The sequence below is a fragment of the Roseovarius gaetbuli genome, from assembly GCF_900172365.1.
Lineage (GTDB): Bacteria > Pseudomonadota > Alphaproteobacteria > Rhodobacterales > Rhodobacteraceae > Roseovarius > Roseovarius gaetbuli.
This window is the reverse complement of record NZ_FWFJ01000010.1, coordinates 1-22,446: the sequence shown is the minus strand read 5'-3', so window position 1 is coordinate 22,446 and position 22,446 is coordinate 1. Positions and strand designations below refer to the sequence as shown.

General features: G+C 62.9%; 19 protein-coding genes and 1 pseudogene. 11 read left to right on the top strand and 9 right to left on the bottom strand.

Annotation, left to right across the window (positions count from 1 at the left end):
- Positions 1-7: 7 nt before the first annotated feature.
- Positions 8-1,843: a Hint domain-containing protein gene (locus ROG8370_RS06985; protein WP_245827238.1), complete on the top strand. Its 1,836-nt coding sequence runs from the start codon at positions 8-10 to the stop codon at positions 1,841-1,843.
- Here ROG8370_RS06985 and ROG8370_RS06980 read toward each other — a convergent pair whose 3' ends face one another.
- The 3 genes from ROG8370_RS06980 to ROG8370_RS06970 form a co-directional block, all read right to left on the bottom strand.
- Positions 1,844-2,620 (bottom strand): gamma-glutamyl-gamma-aminobutyrate hydrolase family protein, encoded by a 777-nt coding sequence (locus tag ROG8370_RS06980; RefSeq protein WP_085826367.1) that lies wholly within the window; start codon positions 2,618-2,620, stop codon positions 1,844-1,846.
- A gap of 208 nt (positions 2,621-2,828) precedes the next feature.
- Entirely contained in the window at positions 2,829-3,017 is a 189-nt protein-coding gene (locus ROG8370_RS06975; protein WP_085826366.1) for a DUF2256 domain-containing protein, read from the bottom strand.
- Positions 3,017-4,501: an FAD-binding domain-containing protein gene (locus ROG8370_RS06970; protein ID WP_085826365.1), complete on the bottom strand. Its 1,485-nt coding sequence runs from the start codon at positions 4,499-4,501 to the stop codon at positions 3,017-3,019. The genes ROG8370_RS06975 and ROG8370_RS06970 overlap by 1 nt, the downstream gene beginning before the upstream one ends.
- Before the next feature lie 108 nt (positions 4,502-4,609).
- Here ROG8370_RS06970 and pepN point away from each other — a divergent pair, with 108 nt between their 5' ends.
- Positions 4,610-7,162 carry an aminopeptidase N gene (pepN, locus tag ROG8370_RS06965; protein WP_085826364.1) on the top strand — a complete coding sequence of 851 codons (2,553 nt, stop codon included), beginning with the start codon at positions 4,610-4,612 and terminating at the stop codon, positions 7,160-7,162.
- 58 nt (positions 7,163-7,220) lie between these two features.
- Here the strand turns inward: pepN and ROG8370_RS06960 are convergent, their stop codons facing one another.
- Entirely contained in the window at positions 7,221-7,883 is a 663-nt protein-coding gene (locus ROG8370_RS06960) for a transglycosylase SLT domain-containing protein (protein ID WP_085826363.1), read from the bottom strand.
- Between the two features lie 139 nt (positions 7,884-8,022).
- Between ROG8370_RS06960 and ROG8370_RS06955 the strand changes: the two genes are divergently transcribed.
- Positions 8,023-9,306 (top strand): hypothetical protein, encoded by a 1,284-nt coding sequence (locus ROG8370_RS06955; protein WP_085826362.1) that lies wholly within the window; start codon positions 8,023-8,025, stop codon positions 9,304-9,306.
- A gap of 6 nt (positions 9,307-9,312) precedes the next feature.
- Here the strand turns inward: ROG8370_RS06955 and ROG8370_RS06950 are convergent, their stop codons facing one another.
- Complete coding sequence (locus tag ROG8370_RS06950) at positions 9,313-10,263, bottom strand: GlxA family transcriptional regulator (protein WP_085826361.1); 951 nt, start codon at positions 10,261-10,263, stop codon at positions 9,313-9,315.
- Between the two features lie 81 nt (positions 10,264-10,344).
- On the opposite strand from ROG8370_RS06950, the gene bcoG reads away from it, so the two are divergent.
- From bcoG to ROG8370_RS06915, 7 genes are all read left to right on the top strand, one after another.
- Positions 10,345-11,259, top strand: coding sequence for a 3-dehydrocarnitine:acetyl-CoA trimethylamine transferase BcoG (bcoG, locus tag ROG8370_RS06945; RefSeq protein WP_085826360.1), 915 nt, complete (start codon positions 10,345-10,347; stop codon positions 11,257-11,259).
- Entirely contained in the window at positions 11,256-12,020 is a 765-nt protein-coding gene (locus ROG8370_RS06940; protein ID WP_085826359.1) for an SDR family oxidoreductase, read from the top strand. The genes bcoG and ROG8370_RS06940 overlap by 4 nt, the downstream gene beginning before the upstream one ends.
- Entirely contained in the window at positions 12,017-12,541 is a 525-nt protein-coding gene (locus ROG8370_RS06935) for a lipocalin family protein (protein ID WP_085826358.1), read from the top strand. Before ROG8370_RS06940 ends, ROG8370_RS06935 begins: the two co-directional genes overlap by 4 nt.
- A gap of 14 nt (positions 12,542-12,555) precedes the next feature.
- Positions 12,556-13,965 carry a carnitine 3-dehydrogenase gene (locus tag ROG8370_RS06930; RefSeq protein ID WP_085826451.1) on the top strand — a complete coding sequence of 470 codons (1,410 nt, stop codon included), beginning with the start codon at positions 12,556-12,558 and terminating at the stop codon, positions 13,963-13,965.
- Position 13,966: 1 nt separating this feature from the next.
- Entirely contained in the window at positions 13,967-15,127 is a 1,161-nt protein-coding gene (locus tag ROG8370_RS06925; RefSeq protein WP_085826357.1) for an acyl-CoA dehydrogenase family protein, read from the top strand.
- 252 nt (positions 15,128-15,379) lie between these two features.
- On the top strand, positions 15,380-17,422 hold the full coding sequence (locus ROG8370_RS06920; RefSeq protein ID WP_085826356.1) for an acetate--CoA ligase family protein: 2,043 nt from the start codon (positions 15,380-15,382) through the stop codon (positions 17,420-17,422).
- Positions 17,419-18,204, top strand: a complete 786-nt coding sequence (locus ROG8370_RS06915) for a carnitinyl-CoA dehydratase (protein WP_085826355.1) — start codon at positions 17,419-17,421, stop codon at positions 18,202-18,204. Before ROG8370_RS06920 ends, ROG8370_RS06915 begins: the two co-directional genes overlap by 4 nt.
- A gap of 82 nt (positions 18,205-18,286) precedes the next feature.
- Here the strand turns inward: ROG8370_RS06915 and idi are convergent, their stop codons facing one another.
- From idi to chlG, 4 genes and pseudogenes are all read right to left on the bottom strand, one after another.
- Positions 18,287-18,802 carry an isopentenyl-diphosphate Delta-isomerase gene (gene idi / locus ROG8370_RS06910; RefSeq protein WP_085826354.1) on the bottom strand — a complete coding sequence of 172 codons (516 nt, stop codon included), beginning with the start codon at positions 18,800-18,802 and terminating at the stop codon, positions 18,287-18,289.
- Positions 18,799-19,938 carry a geranylgeranyl diphosphate reductase gene (locus ROG8370_RS06905; RefSeq protein WP_085826353.1) on the bottom strand — a complete coding sequence of 380 codons (1,140 nt, stop codon included), beginning with the start codon at positions 19,936-19,938 and terminating at the stop codon, positions 18,799-18,801. Before ROG8370_RS06905 ends, idi begins: the two co-directional genes overlap by 4 nt.
- 2 nt (positions 19,939-19,940) lie before the next feature.
- Complete coding sequence (locus tag ROG8370_RS06900) at positions 19,941-21,233, bottom strand: BCD family MFS transporter (protein WP_085826352.1); 1,293 nt, start codon at positions 21,231-21,233, stop codon at positions 19,941-19,943.
- A pseudogene (gene chlG, locus ROG8370_RS06895) lies at positions 21,230-21,971 on the bottom strand (chlorophyll synthase ChlG); the annotation flags it as partial. The gene ROG8370_RS06900 and the pseudogene chlG, both read right to left, overlap by 4 nt.
- 66 nt (positions 21,972-22,037) lie before the next feature.
- On the opposite strand from chlG, the gene ROG8370_RS20900 reads away from it, so the two are divergent.
- Positions 22,038-22,346: a transposase gene (locus ROG8370_RS20900; RefSeq protein ID WP_085826351.1), complete on the top strand. Its 309-nt coding sequence runs from the start codon at positions 22,038-22,040 to the stop codon at positions 22,344-22,346.
- Positions 22,347-22,446: the final 100 nt, after the last annotated feature.

Here is a 22,446-nt window from a genome sequence, read left to right as displayed (position 1 = left end):
CACCCTTGTGGGCGTGGCACCCGCCGATGTGACCGATCATGACGCACTTGCGGCCATGGGGATTGCGCAGACCGATTACATCGTCGACGGCACTGCCGGGGGCGATCTGATTGATGCGGACTATGCCGGCGATCCGGATGGCGATTTTGTCGACAACCTCGACAGCCGGACCAACGGCAATGACGACACCATCCTTGCGGGCGACGGCAACGACACGGTTCTGGCCGGTCTTGGCGACGATTCCGTGCGCGCCGGGGCGGGCGACGATTCTGTCTCTGGCGGCGATGGCAACGACACGATCTTTGGCTTCGAGGGCAGCGATACGGTTGATGGCGGCATCGGCGACGATCTGATCAACACCCGCACCTCTCTGGGCACCGGCCTCCCGGATCAGGCCTATCCCGATCCGGTGCTGATCACCTCTGGCGGCTTGGGATATGGCGCCGATACCGACCCCGACAATGACCGCGACAGCGTTCTGGGCGGCGATGGCAATGACACCATCCTCACCGGGGATGATGCCGATACGATTGACGGGGGCACCGGGGCCGACCTTGTCGATGCCGGCTTTGACGACGACCTTGTCGCGGGCGGCGCTGGCAATGACACCATACAGGGTGGCGAGGGCCGCGACACCATCGACGGCGGTGATGACGACGACGTGATCTATGGCGGCCTTGCCCCCACGAACCCGGATTTTGCCGCCTCCGAGGCCTATAGCCTTGCCGATGACGACCCGATCAACCCCGACCTCGCGCCGGACAACAACAGCGACAGCCTGAGCGGCGGCGCCGGCAGTGACAGCATTTTCGACGGCGATGACAACGACACGCTTTTCGGGGGCCCCGGCGACGACCTTTTGGACGGCGGCATCGATGACGACGTTCTGGTGGGTCAGGACGGCTCCGACACGCTATTGGGCGGGGATGGCGACGACCTTCTCACTGGCGGGATCGGCGCCGACAGCCTTGTCGGCGGCGCCGGAGACGACACCATTCAGGCCGCACAGGGCGACATTGCCGAGGGTGGCGATGGCGATGACACCTTTATCCTTAGCGAACTTGCCGAGGCCGGTAGCGGCGCGATCACCATCATCGGTGGCGAAGGCGGTGAAACCACAGGTGACACGCTTCGCCTGACCTCTGACATAAGCCGCGCCGACATCAATTTTACCAATACCGACGATGCGGCCGGTGGGTTTAGCGGGACCTTCAGCATGGATGGCTCGCTTGTGACCTTTAGCGAGATCGAGAACATCATCTGTTTCACCCCCGGCGCGCGTATTCTGACACAGTTTGGCGAACGGGCGATTGAAACCCTGCAACTTGGCGACATGGTGGTGACGCGCGATCACGGGCTTCAGGCGATCCGCTGGATCGGCCAGCGGACAGTGCCCGGCATTGGCGATTTTGCCCCGATCTCGGTCGCCTCAAGCGTGATGGAGGGGGCGCGCGAAGGGCTGCTTGTCTCGCCGCAACACCGAATTCTGTTCACCGGCTATCGCGCCGAGCTTTTGTTTGGCGAAAGCGAGGTTCTGGTGGCGGCCAAGCACTTGATCGATGACCGTGATGTGCGCGTCTGCCCGCGCGACGAGGTGACCTATATCCACATCATGTTCGATCGCCACGAGGTGATCTATGCCGAAGGGATCGCCACCGAAAGCTTCCACGCGGGCGATACGGCGCTAAGTGCCGTGACCGCCGCCGCGCGCGACGAGCTTTTCGCGATTTTCCCCGAATTGCGCAGCGCACCGGGTCGCCACCGCGACACGGCGCGCACCTGCCTTAAACGGCACGAGGCCCAATTGCTGCGCGGTGAGGCATCGAACGATTGGATGGCCTGATCAGGCAGATTTGAGAACCGGCGTCACGCGCCCTGCCGCCCAGGCCCGCACCGCATCGCCAAAGGCGGAAAATAGCGGGCGGCTGACCGGATCGTTGGCGGCATTCCACTCGGGATGCCATTGCACCGAGAGCGTAAAGCCCGGCGCGCCCTCGACATAAAGCGCCTCTGGCGTGCCGTCGGGCGCATGCCCGTCGATCACAATGTCCTGGCCGGGGCGCACAACCCCCTGCCCGTGCAAGGTATTGGTCATCACCTCTTGCGCCCCCATAAGGCGGTGAAATACGCCACCCGGCGTGAACCGCACACAATGGCGCAGGGCAAACTGTTCTGCCATGGTTCCATCAGGGGGCATGCGATGATTGTCACGCCCCGGAAGATCGCGAATTTCGGGATGCAGGCTTCCGCCGAGGGCGACGTTCACCTCTTGAAACCCACGGCAAATCCCGAAAAAGGGCTGCCCCCGCTCAAGACAGGCGCGCACCAGCGGCAGGGTGATCGCATCGCGCGCGCGATCAAACGCGCCATGCGCCTCGGTCGCCTCTTCGCCATATTCCTGCGGATGAACATTGGGCCGCCCACCGGTCAGCAAGAACCCGTCGCAGGCCTCAAGAAGTTCCGGCACACTCACAAAGCGCGGATCAGAGGGCACAATCAGCGGCATACACCCCGCCACATCGGCAATCGCAGAGGAATTCATCGTGCCACCCGCATGCATCGGATAGCGATTATCAATCACGTATTCATTGCCAATAATGCCGATGATAGGGCGTTTCATAGCTGTCCTGTGCCTGCTGGTTCATTCCCATGTATTGCACTTAAATATAGCGTAAAATTGAATAATAAAACATCAAAGCACGCACATGAATCTGCGCTCGGCCGCAGAACTGCACAGAGTTTATGCACCGCTTGTTCATCTTGCCCTGCCAGAGTTGAGCCTGTGAGCGGTGCACTGTGGGCGCGGCCCTTGGCCCTATCCAGCCCCGTTACCGGCCAAATGCATCCCGGTCGGCCGGGGGCGCGCCGCTCACACCAGACCGCTGGCGACGGCAGCCCTCGCTGCAATAGCGCACCTCGTCCCAGACGCGGGCCCATTTGCGCCGCCATTGCATCGGTCGCCCGCAAGTGGCGCAGGTCTTGACCGGAAGGTCGGATTTGCGGCGTTGCCGGGCCATCAGAAATCGAACCGAAGCTGTGGATCGGCGGTCTTTGCCTTGCGCGGGCGTTTGCGGCTTGCATGGCGGGTGACGATGCGCGCGGTCTCGGCGTCTGATTTATGCGCGCGGCGCAGGCCCCAGACCACCTCGCGCGCATGACGCGCGGCCGCCACCGGATCGACCACAGGCGCGGGATAGCTGTGCCCCAAAAGGCGCGCCGCACCCTCCCATGTCCAAGGGGTTTGCAAATGGGCATCCGGCACCTCGGCCAGCTCGGGTAGCCAGCGGCGGGTAAAGGTGCCGCTCGGGTCCTGATCCAGGCCCTGCTTGACCGGGTTGTAAATCCGGATCGTATTGATCCCGGTGGTGCCTGATTGCATCTGAACCTGAGGCCAGTGAATGCCCGGCTCGTAATCGGTAAAGCGGCGCGCAAGGATCGGCCCGGTGCTGCGCCAGTCGAGCCAGAGGTGATAGGATGCCACCGCCATCAGCATCGCGCGCATGCGAAAATTAAGCCACCCGGTCGCATTGAGCGCGCGCATGCAGGCATCGACAAACGGCAGACCGGTTTCGCCCCTGTCCCAGGCCGCAAGCCGCGCGGCGTCGGGGATCAGCGGGCGCAACCCCTCATATGCCGGATGCAGACAGCGATGTTCGATCATTGGTTCATCCTCCAGCTTCTGGATAAAATGATCGCGCCAGGCCAGCCGCGCCTGAAACGAGCGGATCGCCCCCGCCCACTGTGCATCGCGCGCCGGGCTTGCCTTGGTCGCCGCAACCACCTCACGGATCGACATTGTGCCAAGCGCCAGATGCGGGCTAAGCCGGGAGCAGGCCCGCGCGCCCTCCAGCGGCGACGACATGGCCCGCCGATAGCTGCGCCCGCGTGTCGTCAGGAAACTGTCAAGCGCGCGCAAGGCCCGCGCCCGCCCCCCGCTCTGGCGCATCGGGCAGGCATCGTTCACCCCCAATTCGGCGGCCTTGGGGGGCGCATCACTGGCCACGCCCTCAACCGCGCGGCACGCCTGCACGGGCGCAACAAGCGGCACCGCGATAAAGGCATTCCAGGTTGCCTGCCAGTGATCGCGACCTTTCAGGCGGCGCACCACACCGCATTGCGCAAGTTCCCGCCAGGCCACGCCTTGCGCCTTTGCCCACGCCCCGACGCGCCGGTCGCGCTCAAAGCTCCAGCCGTTGCCGGTTTCCTCGTGGCTGATCAAATGGCGAATGCCGTGGGTGCGGCGCAGGTCCTCAAGCGTGCCGACCGCATCCCCGACCCGCAGCGTCAGAGGTAGGCCAATTTTTGCAAGTTCATCGCGCAAGCCCTCTAGGCACTCTTGCAAAAACGCATAGTGCCGCCCAGAGGCATCGGGTTGCGCCCAGGCCTCTGGCTCAATGATGTAAAGCGCGATCACGGGCCCGAGGGCCGCGGCACGCGCAAGCGCCGGGTGATCACAGACCCGCAAATCGCGCTTGAACCAACAGATGACCGGCCTTTCCATATCGTCAGAGATAGCGGGATCACCACCAAGGGAAAGCCCCCATTGCAGGCCCGCGCGCCACGCCCTAGGGTCGCGGCAAACGCCCCGCCCCTCAAGGAGATGCACGCGATGAAAGATGCCGCCCCGCAACCGGTTTACCTCTCGGATTACACGCCCCCCGCCTATCTGGTGGACGAGGTGCATCTGACCTTTCGTCTCGCCCCCGAGGCGACCCGCGTCCTCAGCAAGATCAGGTTTCGCCCCAACCCGGATGCCCAAAGCCGCGAGTTTTTCCTGCATGGCGAGGCACTGCGCCTTATCCGCGCGACAATCGACGGGGCCGAAATTTCGCCTGATATAACGCCGGAAGGCCTGCGCGCGCAGGTGCCGGACGCGCCCTTCACCTTCGAGGCCGAGGTTGAGATCAACCCGGCCGCCAATACCGCCCTTGAGGGTCTTTACATGTCGAACGGCATGTATTGCACCCAATGCGAGGCCGAAGGCTTTCGCAAGATTACCTATTACCCGGACCGCCCCGATGTGATGAGCGTGTTCAGCGTCCGCATCGAGGGCGATGCGCCGGTTCTGTTGTCCAATGGCGATGCGGTCGCGCAGGGGGATGGCTTTGCCGAATGGCATGATCCCTGGCCAAAACCGGCCTATCTTTTCGCGCTTGTCGCGGGCGATCTTGTCAACCACCCGGATCGTTTCACCACCCGCTCTGGCCGCGATGTCGAGCTCAACATCTGGGTACGCCCCGGTGATGAGGGCAAATGCGCCTTTGGTATGGAGGCGCTCAAAAAGTCGATGAAATGGGATGAAGAGGTTTACGGACGCGAATATGACCTCGATATCTTCAACATCGTTGCGGTGGATGACTTCAACATGGGCGCGATGGAAAACAAGGGCTTGAACATCTTCAACTCGTCCTGCGTCTTATCCACACCTAAAACCTCGACAGATGCCAATTTCGAACGTATCGAAGCGATCATCGCGCATGAGTATTTCCACAACTGGACCGGCAATCGGATCACCTGTCGCGACTGGTTTCAACTCTGCCTGAAAGAGGGGCTGACGGTCTATCGCGATTCCGAATTCACCTCTGACATGCGCTCGGCCCCGGTCAAGCGGATCTCGGATGTGATCGACCTGCGCGCACGGCAGTTCCGCGAGGATAACGGCCCGCTGGCCCATCCGGTGCGCCCTGCAAGTTTTGTCGAGATCAACAATTTCTATACCGCCACGGTCTATGAAAAAGGCGCCGAGCTTATCGGGATGCTCAAGCGGCTTGTGGGCGATGAGGCGTATAAAAAGGCGCTCAATCTCTATTTTGAACGCCATGATGGTCAGGCGTGCACGATCGAGGATTGGCTGGCGGTGTTTGAAGAGGTAACCGGTCGCGATCTGGTTCAGTTCAAGCTCTGGTATGAAGAGGCCGGAACGCCGCGCCTCAAGGTGAGAGACGAGTTCAAGGATGGCACCTATACCCTTCACTTTGAACAACAAACTCCGGCGACACCGGGGCAGGACACAAAACACCCGCGGGTTATTCCGATTGCCTTGGGCCTGCTTGGCGTCAATGGCGATGAGGTTCAGGAAACCCGCCTTCTCGAGATGACGCAAGCCGCGCAAAGCTTTTCGTTCAATGGATTAGCTTCGCGCCCTATCCCGTCTATTTTACGCGATTTTTCGGCGCCCGTTATCTTGGAGCGCGACACCAGCAATGCCGAACGCGCCTTCCTTCTGGCGCATGACACCGACCCGTTCAACAAATGGGAAGCCGGGCGCGCCCTGGCCCGCGACGGAATAATTGCGATGATCCGCGAGGGCGCCGCGCCCGACCCGGCCTATCTCGATGCGGTCCAGACGATGGCGCGCGACGAGACCCTTGATCCGGCGTTTCGCGCCTTGGCACTTGGCCTCCCAAGCGAGGATGATCTGGCGCAAACCCTCTTTGACATGGGCAGCACGCCTGACCCCCAGGCCATCTGGGAGGCGCTGGAACAGCTGCGCAACGCCCGAGCCAAACATATCGAAGCGGTGGCGCGCGAGCTTAACAAGGCGCATCAGGTCACCGCACCCTATCGCCCCGATGCCGAACAGTCCGGCGCGCGCGCGCTCTCAAACGCCGCCCTGGCCATGATCTCGCGTCTGGACGGCGGCGCCTTGGCCGCCCGGCAATTCGAGAGTGCCGACAACATGACCCAGCAACTGGCGGCATGGTCCTGCCTTTTGCAGGCAGGCGCAGGGGAGACGGCGACACAGGCGTTCTATGATCAGTGGCAAGAGGACCGGCTTGTGGTCGACAAATGGTTCAGCCTGCAAATCGTGCATGCAAGCCCCGAAGAGACCGCCGAGGCGGCAAGCCGTCTGGCAAATCATGCCGATTTCAACATTCGCAACCCCAACCGCTTTCGCGCCACCTTTGGGGCGATGGTCATGTCACCGGCCGGCTTTCACCACGCTTCGGGCAAGGGATACCGCCTGTTGGCGGATTGGCTGATCAGGCTTGATCCGCTCAATCCGCAAACCACCGCGCGCATGTGCTCGGCGTTCGAGACATGGCGGCGGTACGATGATGCACGCCAAACCCTGATCAAGGCAGAACTTGACCGCATCCTCGCCACGCCGGGGCTAAGCCGGGATACGACAGAAATGGTGACACGCATCCGCGGCGTCTGAGCGGCCATTTTCTTCGTCGAAGAAAATGAGACAGAAAATTCGCCGAATTTTCTGGGACTCAGTCAACGACCTGCGCAAGGCGTGCAGGGCGCGTGCGGGGGCGGACGGAAGAGAGCGGTTTGCAATAGCTTTGTGCACGGGTCCAGCGTTGCATGTCCTGGCGCTTTCTGGCGCTGTGCAGCGGCCCCCAATCGGCGGCCACGCCGCGCATGCCCTCCGACACCACCCCGTCGCGCAAAACCGTATGCGCCATGATCCGCACCGCACAGGACAGGTTTGCAGGCCCGTCCTGCAATGCCTCGCCTGATCCCGCACGACATTGATAGCCGCGCGCCGTGGCTGGCAGGATCTGCAACAGCCCGTACCATCGCCCACCACCGCCCACGGCACGCGGGTTATACGTGCTTTCATGCTTGGCCAGGGCCGATAAAAACCCAACCCAGAACGCCCGCCGATTGGCATCGCTGGCCTGCGGATAGGCCGGGCACCAGGTTACGATGTCGCGCGGCACCACCTTTGTCAGCGCGGCGCCATGCGCCTTGAGGGCCGACAAGGCCGTACGGGTTAAAAGGGGCGCATCGGCCCGGTGTTCCCATCTTGTGCGCGGAATATTGCCATCGCGCGCCAGCGGTGACAGGGGAAAAGCGCTATTCGCGCCCTCTTCAGCAAGACTGGAGAGCGGGAAAATCGCAATAAAAACAACAAACAGCAGCTTTTTCATGAGTCGAGTGTGCCCCGAGTCGTCCGCCAAAGCAACGCCGATGCGGTTGGCCGCAAATTCCCTGCCTTCACCCTAGGCTTGCCCTCTTTTGGTCGAAAAGCGGCGTCAGGGTGTTCCAGAGTAGCACGCCGGAGACGCCATGCCTTTCGAACCGATTGCAGAATCAGAGAATACCACACCGTACCCGCGCATGCGCAAGGGCCGCGATGGGCGCCGCCTGCCTGACTTGCTGGGGCTGTTGCGCCGCAAGCCGCAGACCGACCTGGACAGCCTGACCAAGCGCATCCTGTTGCCGTCCCTGCCGGTCACCGATGAGGAAATGGCCCGTGCCACCCATCAGGACAAAGGCCAGAAACTTGCCCGCCAGGAAATGTGGGAAGAGCTGGCGCGCCTGATTGAATATGGCGACGAGGCTCGGCTGCGCACGCCGGGCGGCGAGAATGCCACGATGCTTTTGGCCTATGGCGCGCGCGCCGATGTGGTCGCGGCGGCCGAGGATTCGCTGCATGACGGGGTTGCGCCGGACACTGCGGGCATTGACGCGCTTGAGGAAATGCGCGCCGAATTTCATGACAACTATGCCTGTGCGCTGATCGTGGCGCTGACCCATATCGACATCGGCTGGGCCTGGCGCGCGACGGCAACAGAGCGCAAAACCGTCGAGCACGAGGCGCAGTTTCACCTGCATTTCAAGCGCGCCGACGATATTCTCGGGCCCTTTGACGGGGTTGACCTTGACGCGCCGTCGCTGGCCTCGGCGCAATGCGCGCTTTTGGCCGGGCGGCAGAGGCCACGCCTTCGGGTGGCGGATGATTACGAGAAACTGATCGACCTTGACCCCGATAGCCCGCGCCACATGCGCGCCCTTGGCGAGGTGATCTTGCCCACGCGCTATGGCAGTTACGAGATGCTCGACCTTGAGGCGCGCCGCACCGCCGCGCGTACCGGCGAGGTTTGGGGCGCGGGCGGATATGCCTGGGTTTACCTTGATGCATTGGCGCTTGATCCCGGCGCGCTTGAGCGGCTGGATTGCGATTTCTTCATCGACGGGCTGCGCGATATCGTGGCGCGCAAGCGAGATCAGCATGTGATCAATCAGCTTTCCGCCTTTTGCGGCATCGTGATGGCCCCGCGCAGCGGCAAGGCGCGTCTGCCTTTGGGCGCCGAGGCATCGCGCGCGCGCATCCATGACTGTCTTGACTGGCTTTTGGAAAATCACATGCAGGAGTTGCACCCGCTGATCTGGTCACAGACCCTGCTGAAACCCGGGCTGACACCTGCGCTTCCGTCGCGGCGTGCCCTGGTGGCCAAGGGGCGGCAAACCGCGCTTCGCGTCATCGCACAGCGCTTTGCCGAGGATATCGAAGACGGAAGTTCGATCGCGTTTTCCAGCTCCGGCATGTATCGCCTGCCGACCCTCTGATCCACCTCAGCCGGATTTGCGCAACTCGCGCGGGCTGGCGCCGTAATGGCGCCGCATCGCGCGGGCCATGGCCGCCGGGGAATCATAGCCACAGCGCAGGGCGATTTCGGCAATACCAAGACTGGTGCCTTCTAGCATCTTGCGCGCCGACGACAGCCGCAGATGCCGGTAAACCGTGCCCGGCGGCGCCCCAAGCCCGGCGCGAAACCGACGATCAAGCGTGCGCGCCTGACACGACAGGTGGCGCGCAAGCTCGGCCTGTGACAGGGGCCGCTCAAGCGTGTCGCGCATCACCGTCAGCGCCCGGCGCACAAGCGCATCGCCCACCGCCTGCCCCTCACGGGCCGCGCTGACCGGGGGGTCACCGTGAATAAACATCGCCTCGACATCAAGGCGCACCGACAGGCCCAACCGATCGGCAATCAGCCCCAGCGTCAGATCAAGCGCCGACATCGCCCCGGCGCAGGTCATGTAAGGCCCATCGCTCAGCACCCGCGCGCGCGCCACCTCGATATCGAGAAACCGCTCGGTAAAGGCGTCAAGCAGGTCCCAATGCACCGTGGCGCGCCGCCCGTTCAGCAAACCCGCCGAGGCCAAAAGCCATGGCCCGGCATCCAGACCGACCACATTTTTGGCGCGCGTCACGGCGGCGCGCAGCGCGCGGCGGGTGTCGGCGGTGTCGTGCTTGGTATGGGCGTAACTCGCCACAACGAACAGGCAATCACAGGTCTCAAGCGCCTTGAGCGGCTTGTGCGGCACCACCTGCATCCCCGAAGACGACAGGACCGGCTCGCCGGTGCGTGTCAAAATCTGCCAGTCGAAACTTGACCGCCGCGTCAGGGTATTGGCCGCGCGCAGCGGCTCAAGACAGTTGGCAAGGCACAGGTTTGAGAACTGATCAAAGATCAGGAAGGCGATGCTAACCGGGGCGTCTGGTGATTTTGTCCATTGCGGCATGATTTTTGTCTTTTACTGCAAGATATAGATCAACACCAGCGCGCTAGGCTAAGCCAGACCATCATCCCCGGAGGAGCCCCCATGCCGCTTACCATGAACCGCGAGGTTTTCATCACCTGTGCCGTCACCGGATCGGGGGGCACGCAAGACAAAAGCCCGCATGTGCCGCGCTCGCCCGAACAGATCGCCGACAGCGCGATTGCGGCGGCCAAGGCCGGGGCGGCCGTGGTGCATTGCCACGTGCGCGACCCCGAAACCGGCGCGCCAAGCCGTGATCTTGGCCTGTTTCGCGAGGTCACCGACCGCATCCGCGACAGCGCCACCGACGTGGTGCTGAACCTGACCGCCGGGATGGGCGGCGATATCGTCTTTGGCGGGGTTGAGAGCCCGCTGCCGCCGAAAGCGGCCGGCACCGATATGGCGGGCGCGACCGAGAGGGTGGCGCATGTGGCCGACTGCCTGCCGGAAATCTGCACGCTCGATTGCGGCACGATGAATTTCGCCGAGGCCGATTACGTGATGACCAACACCCCCGGCATGTTGCAAGCGATGGGCCGGATGATGACCGAGCTTGGCGTAAAGCCAGAGATCGAGGCCTTTGACACCGGCCATCTCTGGTATGCCAAACAGCTTGTCGCCGATGGCATTCTGGAGCCCGACGCGCTTGTGCAGCTCTGCATGGGCGTGCCGTGGGGCGCGCCGGATGATCTCAATACCTTCATGGCGATGGTCAATAACGTGCCGGACAACTGGACGTTTTCGGCCTTTGGCCTTGGGCGCAACCAGATGCCTTATGTGGCGGCAAGCGTTCTTGCGGGCGGCAATGTGCGCGTCGGGCTTGAGGATAACCTGATGCTTGATCGCGGCATTCTGGCGACCAATGCGCAACTTGTTGAACGCGCGGTCGGGATCATCGAGAACCTTGGCGCGCGGGTGATCGGCCCGCAAGAGGTGCGCGACAAGCTGGGCCTCACCAAACAGGCGCCGCGCGGATGAACGAGCGCGTTCTGATCACCGGCGGCGCGTCGGGGATCGGGCTTGGGCTTGCCAAACGCTTCGCGGCGCGCGGTGACCGGGTTGCGATCTGTGACGCCGATGGTGCGGCGGTGGCGCGGGTCCGCGCCGAGCATCCCGCGTTTATCGCCGCTCAGGCCGATGTCACCGACGAGACCCAGATGGAGGCGTTTTTCGCCGATGTCGAACGCGCATGGGGCGGCGTCGATGTGGTCTGCGCCAATGCCGGCACCGGCGGGCCCGCCGGGCGGATCGAGGATCTGAAGTATGACGCCTGGCGCGCCTGTCTGGATGTGAACCTCTCGGGCACCTTCCTGACCTGTCGGTGGGCGGCGCGGGTTATGCGCGCACAAGGCTCTGGCCTGATCGTGATCACAAGCTCGACGGCGGGCTTGTTCGGCTACCCGCTGCGCGCGCCCTATGCGGCGGCGAAATGGGGCCTGGTCGGCCTGACCAAGACATTGGCGATGGAGCTTGGCCCCGTCGGCGTGCGCGTCAACGCGCTTGCACCCGGCGCGGTCGAGGGCGACCGGATGGACCGTGTTGTGGCGATGGAGGCGGCGGCAGGCGGCAAATCCGAGGACGAGGTACGCGCGCAATATGTCAAGGGCGTGAGCCTGCGCAGTTGGGTCAATGTCGATGATCTGGCCGATATGGCGCTGTTCCTCGCCTCGCCTGCCGCGAACAAGATTTCGGGGCAGGTTCTGGCGGTGGACGGACACACAGAGACCTTGGTGCCATGAGGATCTGGGGCGCCTTGGCGGTTGCAACGCTGATCGCGGGTTGCGCCGCGCCCGAGGCCCCCGGCCCCGGCTATCGCGACACGCAAGTGCCCCTGACCTATACCAGCCGCAGCGATGCCATCCGGCTTGCGGGCGACTGGCACCTGCGCGCGCATTACCCCGGCGATGAGTGGCTAAGGCGGGTCAGCTATCTGCGCGCCCGCGACGGGCAAGAGGCGTTCAAACTGGTGTCGCGCGGATGCGACGCCAATGGCGGGTGCAAGGATTTCGCCGCCCTCTGGCGCGCCACGCCGCTTGGCCCCAACCGCTGGCGTCTTGCAGATCCGCAAGGCGGCAAACCCCGCGATTTATGGGTGATCTGGGTCGATGAAGGCTATCGCACCGCTGCCATCGGCGCGCCCGATGGCGGCTATGGCTGGGTGCTTGACCGCGCCGCGGCGGGCGGCACAGACCGGATCACCGCCGCGCGCGAAATTCTGGATTTCAACGGATATGATACCGGCGCAATGATCCTGCGCTAACGGGAGTGACAAAGATGACGAAAACAGCAGCAATTATCGGCGGGGGCGTGATCGGCGGCGGATGGGCGGCGCGGTTCCTGCTCAATGGTTGGGATGTGCGGGTGTTCGACCCCGATCCCGAGGCCGAGCGCAAAATCGGCGAGGTCTTGGGCAATGCACGCCACGCGCTGCCGATGCTTTACGATGTGGCGCTGCCCGCCGAGGGCGCATTGAGTTTTCACAACACTATGTCCGAGGCTGTGGCAGGGGCAAGCTGGATTCAGGAAAGCGTGCCCGAGCGCCTCGCGCTCAAGCGCAAGGTCTATCAGACCTTGCAGGAGCATTGCGACGCGGGCGCGATCATCGGCTCGTCCACCTCTGGCTTCAAGCCCTCGGAATTGCAGGGCTGCGCCACGCGCCCCGAACAGATCGTGGTGACGCATCCGTTCAACCCGGTCTATCTTTTGCCGCTGATCGAGCTTGTCACGACCGAGAAGAACAGCGCCGACCTGGTGGCGGAGGCCAGCGAGACCCTGACCGCGCTTGGCCTCTATCCGCTTCATGTCAAAAAGGAAATCGACGCCCATATCGCCGATCGTTTCCTAGAGGCCGTGTGGCGCGAGGCGCTTTGGCTTATCAAGGACGGGATCGCGACGACCGAAGAAATCGACAACGCAATCCGCTTTGGCTTTGGCCTCCGCTGGGGGCAAATGGGCCTGTTCGAGACCTACCGCATCGCCGGCGGCGAGGCCGGAATGAGGCATTTCATTGATCAGTTCGGCCCCTGCCTTCAGTGGCCCTGGACCAAGCTGATGGATGTGCCGGAACTGACCGATGAGCTTGCCCAGATGATCGCCGATCAATCCGATGCGCAATCGGGCCACCTGAGCATCCGTGAGCTTGAGCGCAAGCGCGACAACAACCTGATCGCGATGATGCGCGCCCTGCGCCAGCAAGGCAACGCCGCCGGGCGGCTGATCAACGAGCATCAGGTGACGTTCCGCCCTAGGCTTGAGGATGGCCAGCCGATTGTCAGCGCGCGCCGTGTCATTCCCGCCGATTGGACCGATTATAACGGTCATATGAACGAGGGCCGCTATGGCCAGCTCTTTAGCGATGCGGCCGATGCGGTGATGACCCATGTCGGCGCCGATGCCGCCTATATCGCGGCGGGCAACAGCTATTTCACCGCCGAGACCACGATCAAGTTTTTGGCCGAGGCGCAGGCCGGCGAACACATCATCGTCGAAACCCGCGTGACCGAAGGGTCGGGCAAAAAGCTGCGGTGTTATCATGAGATGAAGCGCGAAAGCGATGGCGAGCTTCTGGCCACATCGGATCAGTTCATGCTGCATGTGAACCTTGAAACGCGCCGCTCGTGCGATCCCCTGCCCGAGGTTCTGGCGCGGGTCGAGGCCCTGGCCGCCCTGCACAAGGAAGACTGAGATGCATTTCGGATTGAGCGACGAACAGGAGATGATCGTCTCGACAGTACGCAGCTTTGTCGAGAACGAGATCTACCCCCACGAGGCCGAGGTCGAGCGCACCGGCGAGGTGCCGCCCGAGGTGGCGCAGGCGATCAAGCAAAAGACGATTGATCTGGGGTTTTACGCCTGTAATTTCCCCGAAGAGGTCGGCGGCGCGGGCCTCAACCATCTCGAATTTGCCCTGGTCGAGCGCGAATTGGGGCGCGGGTCGATGGCGCTTAACCACTTTTTCGGACGTCCGCAAAATATCCTGATGGCTTGTACGGGCGAACAGCGCGAGCGCTACCTGCTTCCTGCGGTGCGCGGCGAGCGGATGGATGCGCTTGCGATGACCGAACCGGGCGCCGGCTCGGATGTGCGCGGCATGACCTGCTCGGCGCGGCGCGACGGCGGGGATTGGCTTCTCAACGGCACAAAGCACTTTATAAGTGGCGCGGATCACGCTGATTTCATTATTGTTTTCGTCGCCACTGGTGAAGACGACACCCCGCGCGGACCGAAAAAGCGTATCACCACATTCCTGGTCGATCGCGGCACGCCCGGCTTTACCATCCGCGACGGCTATAAGTCGGTCAGCCACCGGGGCTATAAGAACTGCATTCTGGAGTTCGATGATTGCCGCCTGTCGGATGCGCAGGTTCTGGGCGAGGTCGATGGCGGTTTCGCGGTGATGAACGAATGGCTTTACGCCACCCGGATTACCGTGGCCACGATGAGCGTCGGGCGCGCGCGGCGCTGTTTTGACTACGCGCTCAACTATGCCGCAGACCGCAAACAATTCGGCCAGCAGATTGGCAAATTCCAAGGGGTCAGCTTTCAGATTGCCGATATGATTACGGAAATCGACGCCGCCGACCTTCTAACCCTGAACGCCGCCTGGCGGTTGGATCAGGGCCTGTCGGCTAACCGCGAAATCGCCAGCGCCAAACTCTACGCCTCGGAAATGCTCGCGCGAGTCACCGACGCCACCTTGCAGATTTACGGCGGCATGGGGCTGATGAATGATTTCCCCATCGAACGCTTCTGGCGCGATGCGCGGGTCGAACGGATCTGGGACGGCACAAGCGAAATTCAGCGCCATATCATAAGCCGCGATCTGCTTCGCCCCCTGGGAGCCTGAGGCGATGCCCGTCCAAAAGAGTATTCATGCCTCCGGCGGGGATATTTGGAGCAAGAAGAAAAGGGGAGGCCCGCAAGCCCCCCCCGGTGAAAAGGTCACGCCTCTTCTCCTTGCACGGTCATCGGCGTCCCCGCCTGTACCGTACGAACAGACTCGCGGTGCTTGGTTAATATCGCGTTACGGCCAGTTCTTCTTGCTGAAAATATCCCCGCCGGAGGCTCCCGTCTGTGCGGCACACCCAGGGATCAGCCAATGACGCCCAGCTTGGATCGGCTGTTACGCCCCGGTTCGATCGCTGTCGTAGGTGGCGGCGCATGGTGTACTTCTGTGGTTGAGCAATGTGGCAAGATCGGTTTCGTCGGCCCTGTCTGGCCGGTTCACCCCACACGCCCCGAGATTGCCGGGCGCGCGGCATTTGCCAGCCTTGAGGGTCTTCCCGGCGTGCCTGATGCGGTCTTTATCGGCGTCAATCGCGAGACCACGCTGGATGTCGTGGCGCACCTCTCGGCCATCGGGGCTGGTGGCGCGGTCTGTTTTGCCAGCGGCTTTCGCGAGATGCAGGCCGAAACCGGCGATGGCGATGCCTTGCAGGACCGATTGCTGGAGGCTGCGGGCGCTATGCCAATCATCGGCCCCAATTGTTATGGCTACATCAACTATCTCGACGGCGCGCTTTTATGGCCGGATCAACATGGCGGACAGCGGGTGGAAAGTGGCGTCGCGATCCTGACCCAAAGCTCGAACATCGCGATCAACCTGAGCATGCAGGCGCGCGGCTTGCCGATTGCCTATCTGATGACGGCGGGCAATCAGGCGCAGCTTGGTCTTGCGCAGCTTGGTCGCGCGCTCTTGGCCGATCCCCGTGTGACCGCCCTTGGCCTGCATATCGAGGGGATCGGCGATCTTGATGCCTTCGAAACCCTCACCCGCGAGGCCCGCGCCCTTGGCAAGCCAATCGTCGCCCTCAAGGCGGGCAAATCCGAACAGGCGCGCGCGGCGGCGGTTTCGCATACAGCGTCACTTTCTGGATCAGACGCAGGCGCGCGCGCCCTTTTGGCACGCCTCGGCGTGGCGCAGGTCGAGGGCCTGCCTGCCTTTATGGAAACGCTCAAGCTCTTGCATTTGGCCGGGCCGCTCCCATCAAACCGGATCGTGTCTCTGTCGTGTTCGGGCGGCGAGGCAAGCCTGATGGCCGATAGCGCCCTGGGCCGCGACATCGCCTTTCCACCGCTTGATCCCGTCCAGATTAACGGCCTGCGCGCGGCGCTTGGCCCACGGGTAGCATTGGCCAACCCCTTGGATTATCATACCTTTATCTGGGGTGACGTCGCGCGCATGACCGACACGTTCGCGGCAATGCTGGCGGGGGATGTGGCGATGGGCTGTGTCATTGTCGATTTTCCGCGCCCGGATCGGTGCGATCCTTCGGCCTGGGATTGCGTGATTGAGGCAGGCGGTGCGGCCCGCGCCCGTGCAGGCAAGCCGCTTGCGCTTTTGTCCACCCTGCCCGAGACCCTGCCAGAGCCGATCATCGCGCGCTGTATTGCCGCCGGGTTGATCCCGTTGATCGGGCTTGATGATGCCCTCACCGCGATTGCGCTTTCCGCTCGCCTAGGGCTACCGCGCCTTGCGCCAGAGCCGATCCTGCCTCCTGGCGCGCCGAATGACGTGCATATGCTATCTGAATCTGAGGCCAAGCACGCCCTGGCCGGGTTTGGCCTCTCGGTGCCCGCCTCATGCTCTGCCGCGACAGCGCAAGAGGCCGCCTGCGTCGCCGAGCACCTTGGCTTTCCTGTTGCCCTCAAAGGTCAGGGCGTCGCGCATAAATCCGAGGCCGGATTGGTGGCGCTAAGCCTCACTAACCCCGAGGCCGTGGCCGAGGCCGCCGCTGACATGGAAAGCGACGGATTTCTCATTGAGGCTATGATCACCGGTGGATTGGTCGAACTGTTGATCGGCGTGCTGCGCGATCCTGCGCATGGCTTTGTCTTGACGCTTGCCGCGGGCGGGGTGCTGACCGAGGTCATGGCCGACAGTCAATCCCTGTTGCTGCCCGTACAAAAGCCCGAGATTTGCGCGGCCCTGAAACGATTGCGCATCGCCCCCCTGCTTGCGGGCTATCGCGGCAAGTCGGGGGTGGATACCGACGCCATTGCACGTGCGGTCATGGCGGTGCAGGCTTATGTGACCGCAAATGCGGCGCGCCTGGACGAGATTGAAATCAACCCTTTGATATGTGGCGAAACTTTCGCAATCGCCGCAGATGCCCTGATCAGGATCGGAGACGAGAGATGACCCAAAGCCCAGTGAAAACCGAACGCCGCGGCGCCGTGCTGGAGGTGACGCTTGACCGCCCCAAGGCCAATGCAATTGATCTTGAGACAAGCCGCATCATGGGCGAGGTCTTTCGCGATTTCCGCGATGATCCTGCGTTGCGTGTGGCCCTTCTCACCGGGGCGGGCGATAAGTTCTTTTGCCCCGGCTGGGATCTCAAGGCGGCGGCGGATGGCGATGCGGTTGACGGCGATTACGGGGTTGGCGGCTTTGGCGGGTTGCAGGAATTGCGCGGCCTCAACAAACCGGTGATCGCCGCCGTCAACGGGATTTGCTGTGGGGGCGGGCTTGAACTGGCGCTTTCGGCCGATATCATCCTCGCGGCGGATCACGCCAGCTTTGCCCTGCCCGAAATCCGCTCCGGCACGGTGGCCGATGCCGCCAGCGTCAAACTGCCCAAGCGCATCCCCTATCATATCGCGATGGAAATGCTGCTGACCGGTCGCTGGCTTGAGGCTGAAGAGGCCGCCCGCTGGGGCATCGTCAATCATCTTTACCCCGGCGACCGCCTCATGGCCGAAGCGCGCGCCATGGCCGATCAATTGGCCTCCGGCCCGCCGCTGGTCTACGCCGCCATCAAAGAGATCGTACGCGACGCCGAAGCACTGCGCTTTCAGGATGCGATGAACCGGATTACCAAACGCCAGCTTGCGACGGTGGACACCCTTTACGCCTCTGAAGACCAACTTGAAGGCGCGCGCGCCTTCGCCGAAAAGCGCGATCCGGTCTGGAAAGGCAAATAGGCCCAGCCGTTTCTTCTTGCCCTAAATATCCCGGGGGAATCGTCGCTTTGCGGCGATGGGGGCAGCGCCCCCAATCCTCCCGTCAGGCAAAAATCTGCGCTGCATGCTCTTGCATGTAAATCCGAAGCCAGGGTGTATAGCGTGAGGGGTGCGTCGCAAGCGCGAGGTTCAGCGTGTTCAGGCTGATCCAGCGGGTCTCCATCACCTCTTCGGGATTGGGATCAAGCGGGATGCGCTCGGGCAGCCGCGCCATGAAGATATCGACCACTTCATGTTCCACAAGCCCGCCGCCCACATCGGCGCGGTATTCCACGCGGTCGCGGTGCGTGAGGCTCAGCCCGGTGATGCCAAGCTCTTCGGTCAGGCGCCGATGCGCGCAGGGTTCGGGGTCTTCGCCCCAGTTGGGATGCGTGCAACAGGTATTCGCCCAAAGCCCCGGGGTGTGATATTTGCCAAGCGCGCGGCGCTGGATCAAAAGATCGTCGCCCGCCATCACGAAGACCGACACCGCCTTGTGACGCAAACCGCGCTGATGCGCCTCAAGCTTTTCGACGGCCACAAGATCGCCGCCCACCCATGTGGGAATAAGCACCGTCATACGTAAGACTCGGGCACGATCCGCGTCAGATGCGCGAGGTTCTTCAAGCCGATCTTGACATGCGCCAGCGGGCGGGCGCGCACCAGTTTCTTGTTCATATAGGCCTCGAATGTCAGGCGTTGCACGTCGATATCATGACAGAGCGACACGAACCGCTCGCGCCGCTCGTCTGATCTATAATAGGCGTTTTGCATGGATGCCAGTACACGAAACACGGTCTTATGGTCGCGCATGAACAATTGGCGCGCAAGTTTCAGGTCGCGCACCCGCCCCGAGGCAAGACAGGCCGTCGCTGCCACGCGACCGCCGACCATGGCATAATAAATCCCCTCGCCAGAGGAGAGCGCAACCACCCCCGCCGCATCGCCCGCAAGCAGAACCTCGCGGCCATTGTCCCAGCACTCCATTGGCTTGAGAGGGATAGGCGCGCCTTCGCGGCGGATCGTCTTGCAGTCGGTCAAGCCAGAGGCCGCGCGCAATTGCGCGGTGGCCTTCTTGAGGTCGACCTCGCGGATCATGCTGCCCATGCCAACGCTGGCGGATGTGCCATGCGGAAACACCCAGCCATAAAAATCGGGCGAAATCGCGCCGTCATAGATCACGTCACAGCGGGTCGGATCATAGTGCTCGCTCGGGCGCGGGGCCTCGATAATCTCGTGACAGGCGATGACATAGGGAATCTTGTCGCCGCCGGGCACCTCGGCGCCGATGACCAACCGCGTGGCAAGACGAGCCTCCTCGCCGCTGGTCTTGTCGCGATAGATCACGCTGGTGGTGCCAGTGTCGCGCTCGATGCGCAGAAAGGTGCCGGTGACCCGGCTGGCCCCGGCACGGGCCGCCCGCGCCCGCAGGAATTCGTCAAAGCGGTCACGATCGACCATGCCGACAAAGCCGTTTTCAATCGCAATATCCACCTTGCGCCCCGTGGGTGAGATCATCCGCGCGGTGGTGACCTTGGCCACAAGCTGACTGTCGGGGATGTGGAAATCGGCGTTCATGCGCGGCGGCACCGCGCCGCCACAGGGCTTGATCCGCCCGTCCCGATCCAGAAGCGCCACACTATAGCCAGAGCGCGCCAGATCATCGGCCGCCGTGGCCCCCGACGGCCCGCCGCCTATAACGACAACGTCAAACATGCTCATTCCCCCGCAACAAGGGCCGCACCGCGGTTGCGACCGTGATCAATCACCCTGAGCGCCAGCAGCGCCGAGAGAACGAATAGAGTGGCCTCGAACAGAAAGACCGTGCCAAAGGCCTGGGCATCATTGCCAAGCCAGAGGCGCATAACGTCAACCGAGGCCGCACCGATCAGCCCGCCAAAGCCGACCGCAATCGCCTGTGCCGCGCCCCAAAACCCCATGCGGGTGCCTTCGCGCGCGCCGCGCCCCTGCCCGGCCAAGGCCATCATCGCGCCAATCGCGGCCACGGCGAACATGCCGTTGAAGACGCCAAGCGCCACAACGGCCGGGACGAATGCCGCTGTCGCGCCGAGGCCCCCAAGCAGAGTGATCCCTGCAAGCGCGCAGGCCGAGCCAAGACAGCCCGCCACGACCCAGTGTTTCAAACTGCCAAGACAAAATCCTGTGGCGGCGATGCCGACCCTGAGCATGCCAAGGAAAACCCCGCCATTCTGCGCGCCAGACAGGCTTGTCGATTGGCCGGGCGTAAAGCCGAACACCAGACCGGCATAGGGCTCAAGGATAAGTTCCTGCATGAAATAGGCGGTCATCGACAAAAAGACGAAGATGGTGAAATGCCGGGCCTCGGGTTCGGCCCAGATCTCGGCCAGCTCCTCGCGAAACCTCATCGGCGCCGCATTCAGGTCAGGGTCGGCGCTGACGCGGGCCTCGATGCCCCAGACCGCGAGAAGGGTCACGAAAAACGCGCCAGTCGTGACGATACCCACGATCTTGACCAACAGCGCCGGGCTATAGGGATCAAGGAACGAGCCGACCGTGGCGGCCGTGACCGCAATGCCTGCGATCATCATCAGCCAGGTGATCGTGGCCGCCGCCGCGCGGCGATGCGGCGCCGTCGCCGTGGCCAATAACGCCAGAAGCGAGGTGCCAGAGGCCCCGACCCCAAGACCGACCAAGGCATAAGAGACCACCGAAAGCACCAGGCCGACGGCAAAATGTTCGGCCAACACCAGAACGCTCAACGCCGCCCCCATCCCGCCAAGCGCAAGCGCCAGCATGCCGCCGATGATCCAACGGGTGCGATGGCCGCCCGTGTCGGACAGAAAGCCCCAATTGGGCCGGGTGATCTGAATGCCGTAATGCAGCGCCACCAAAAGCCCCGGCAAGACCGTCGGCAGGACCAGTTCGACCACCATCAGACGGTTCAGCGTCGAGGTGGTCAGCACGACAATCGCGCTCAATGCCATTTGCACCGGGCCAAGCCGGACGATCTGAAGCCAGCTCAGGGTCATCCCAGACCGCCAATCGTGCGCAGCGCGAAAGCAGAGACCATCATGCCGCTGACGTAAAAGGTGACGCCGGTGCCGTTATACCAGGGCGTGCGACCCTTGGGATCGGACAGCAAGACCCGCATCGCCCAGAACTGCGCCGCCAAAAGCCCGGCAATCGCCAAGGCGTGCCAGGGGCGATCCCAGCCCAACAAAAGCGCGATCACCGCCACCTGTGGCAGGGCCATGACCCAGCACGCCACGCGCGCCGCGCGCTCCGGCCCAAGCGTGACCGGAAGAGAGTTGACTCCCATCTGGCGGTCGCCCTTCCAAGGCCTTGAAATCATTGAGCGTCATGATGCCATGCGCGCCAAGCGCATAAAGCAGCGCCACAACCACCACCGGCAGCGCAGGCGCGCCATTCGCCAAAACCGCGGCGCCGGTGAACCAGGGCAGCCCTTCGTAACACAGCCCCACAAGCCCCGGCCCCCAGATGCCCGAGCGTTTGAGGCGCACCGGCACTGCGGAATAGGCCCAGGCCGCGATCACGCCAAACACCGTCGCGCCAAAGCCCCAGGGACCAAGCAGCGCGCCGATACCAAGCGCCATCGCCGACATGATCAGCGCGATCCACAGCCCCCAACGGCCCGGCACCCGGCCCGAGGGGATCGGGCGGTCGGGTTCGTCGATGGCATCGACGTGGCGGTCACACCAGTCATTGGCGGCCTGGCTCATGCCGCAGACCACCGGACCGGCAAGCACAGAGGTGGTCGCGAAATTTCGGACCAGTTGTTAAGGTGGATCGCATGACGAAAGAAGTGATCCGGTATGAAGAAACGCAAAAACCATTCACCCGAATTCAAAGCCCGTGTTGCGCTTGAGGCGATCCGCGAGGAGATGACGTTGGCGGAGGTGTCGAAGAAATACAGCGTTCATCCAACTCAGATTGGCACGTGGAAACGCGCGGCGATAGAGAACATGGCAACGGCATTCACGCGCCGAGGTGCAGCCCCAGAACAGGTAAGCTCAGCTGAAGTCGACAAGCTGCATTCCAAGATTGGCCAGCTTGTGGTGGAACGGGATTTTTTGGCAGATGCCTCGCAACAGTTACTCGGGACGCGAGGCAAAAAATGGTGAGCGGAAACCATAAGCTAAGCGTTCGCCGCCAATGTGCGTTGCTGACATTGGCGCGGTCAAATCTGTACTATGAGCCGAAGGGCGAGAGCGCCGAGAACCT

Bases quoted from the DNA above. Each gene is read 5' to 3' on its own strand.
- ROG8370_RS06980 (WP_085826367.1), bottom strand. From the start codon at position 2,620: ATGAAACGCCCTATCATCGGCATTATTGGCAATGAATACGTGATTGAT.
- ROG8370_RS06975 (WP_085826366.1), bottom strand. From the start codon at position 3,017: ATGGCCCGGCAACGCCGCAAATCCGACCTTCCGGTCAAGACCTGCGCC.
- ROG8370_RS06970 (WP_085826365.1), bottom strand. From the start codon at position 4,501: ATGGAAAGGCCGGTCATCTGTTGGTTCAAGCGCGATTTGCGGGTCTGT.
- pepN (WP_085826364.1), top strand. From the start codon at position 4,610: ATGAAAGATGCCGCCCCGCAACCGGTTTACCTCTCGGATTACACGCCC.
- ROG8370_RS06960 (WP_085826363.1), bottom strand. From the start codon at position 7,883: ATGAAAAAGCTGCTGTTTGTTGTTTTTATTGCGATTTTCCCGCTCTCC.
- ROG8370_RS06955 (WP_085826362.1), top strand. From the start codon at position 8,023: ATGCCTTTCGAACCGATTGCAGAATCAGAGAATACCACACCGTACCCG.
- ROG8370_RS06950 (WP_085826361.1), bottom strand. From the start codon at position 10,263: ATGCCGCAATGGACAAAATCACCAGACGCCCCGGTTAGCATCGCCTTC.
- bcoG (WP_085826360.1), top strand. From the start codon at position 10,345: ATGCCGCTTACCATGAACCGCGAGGTTTTCATCACCTGTGCCGTCACC.
- ROG8370_RS06940 (WP_085826359.1), top strand. From the start codon at position 11,256: ATGAACGAGCGCGTTCTGATCACCGGCGGCGCGTCGGGGATCGGGCTT.
- ROG8370_RS06935 (WP_085826358.1), top strand. From the start codon at position 12,017: ATGAGGATCTGGGGCGCCTTGGCGGTTGCAACGCTGATCGCGGGTTGC.
- ROG8370_RS06930 (WP_085826451.1), top strand. From the start codon at position 12,556: ATGACGAAAACAGCAGCAATTATCGGCGGGGGCGTGATCGGCGGCGGA.
- ROG8370_RS06925 (WP_085826357.1), top strand. From the start codon at position 13,967: ATGCATTTCGGATTGAGCGACGAACAGGAGATGATCGTCTCGACAGTA.
- ROG8370_RS06920 (WP_085826356.1), top strand. From the start codon at position 15,380: ATGACGCCCAGCTTGGATCGGCTGTTACGCCCCGGTTCGATCGCTGTC.
- ROG8370_RS06915 (WP_085826355.1), top strand. From the start codon at position 17,419: ATGACCCAAAGCCCAGTGAAAACCGAACGCCGCGGCGCCGTGCTGGAG.
- idi (WP_085826354.1), bottom strand. From the start codon at position 18,802: ATGACGGTGCTTATTCCCACATGGGTGGGCGGCGATCTTGTGGCCGTC.
- ROG8370_RS06905 (WP_085826353.1), bottom strand. From the start codon at position 19,938: ATGTTTGACGTTGTCGTTATAGGCGGCGGGCCGTCGGGGGCCACGGCG.
- ROG8370_RS06900 (WP_085826352.1), bottom strand. From the start codon at position 21,233: ATGACCCTGAGCTGGCTTCAGATCGTCCGGCTTGGCCCGGTGCAAATG.
- ROG8370_RS20900 (WP_085826351.1), top strand. From the start codon at position 22,038: ATGAAGAAACGCAAAAACCATTCACCCGAATTCAAAGCCCGTGTTGCG.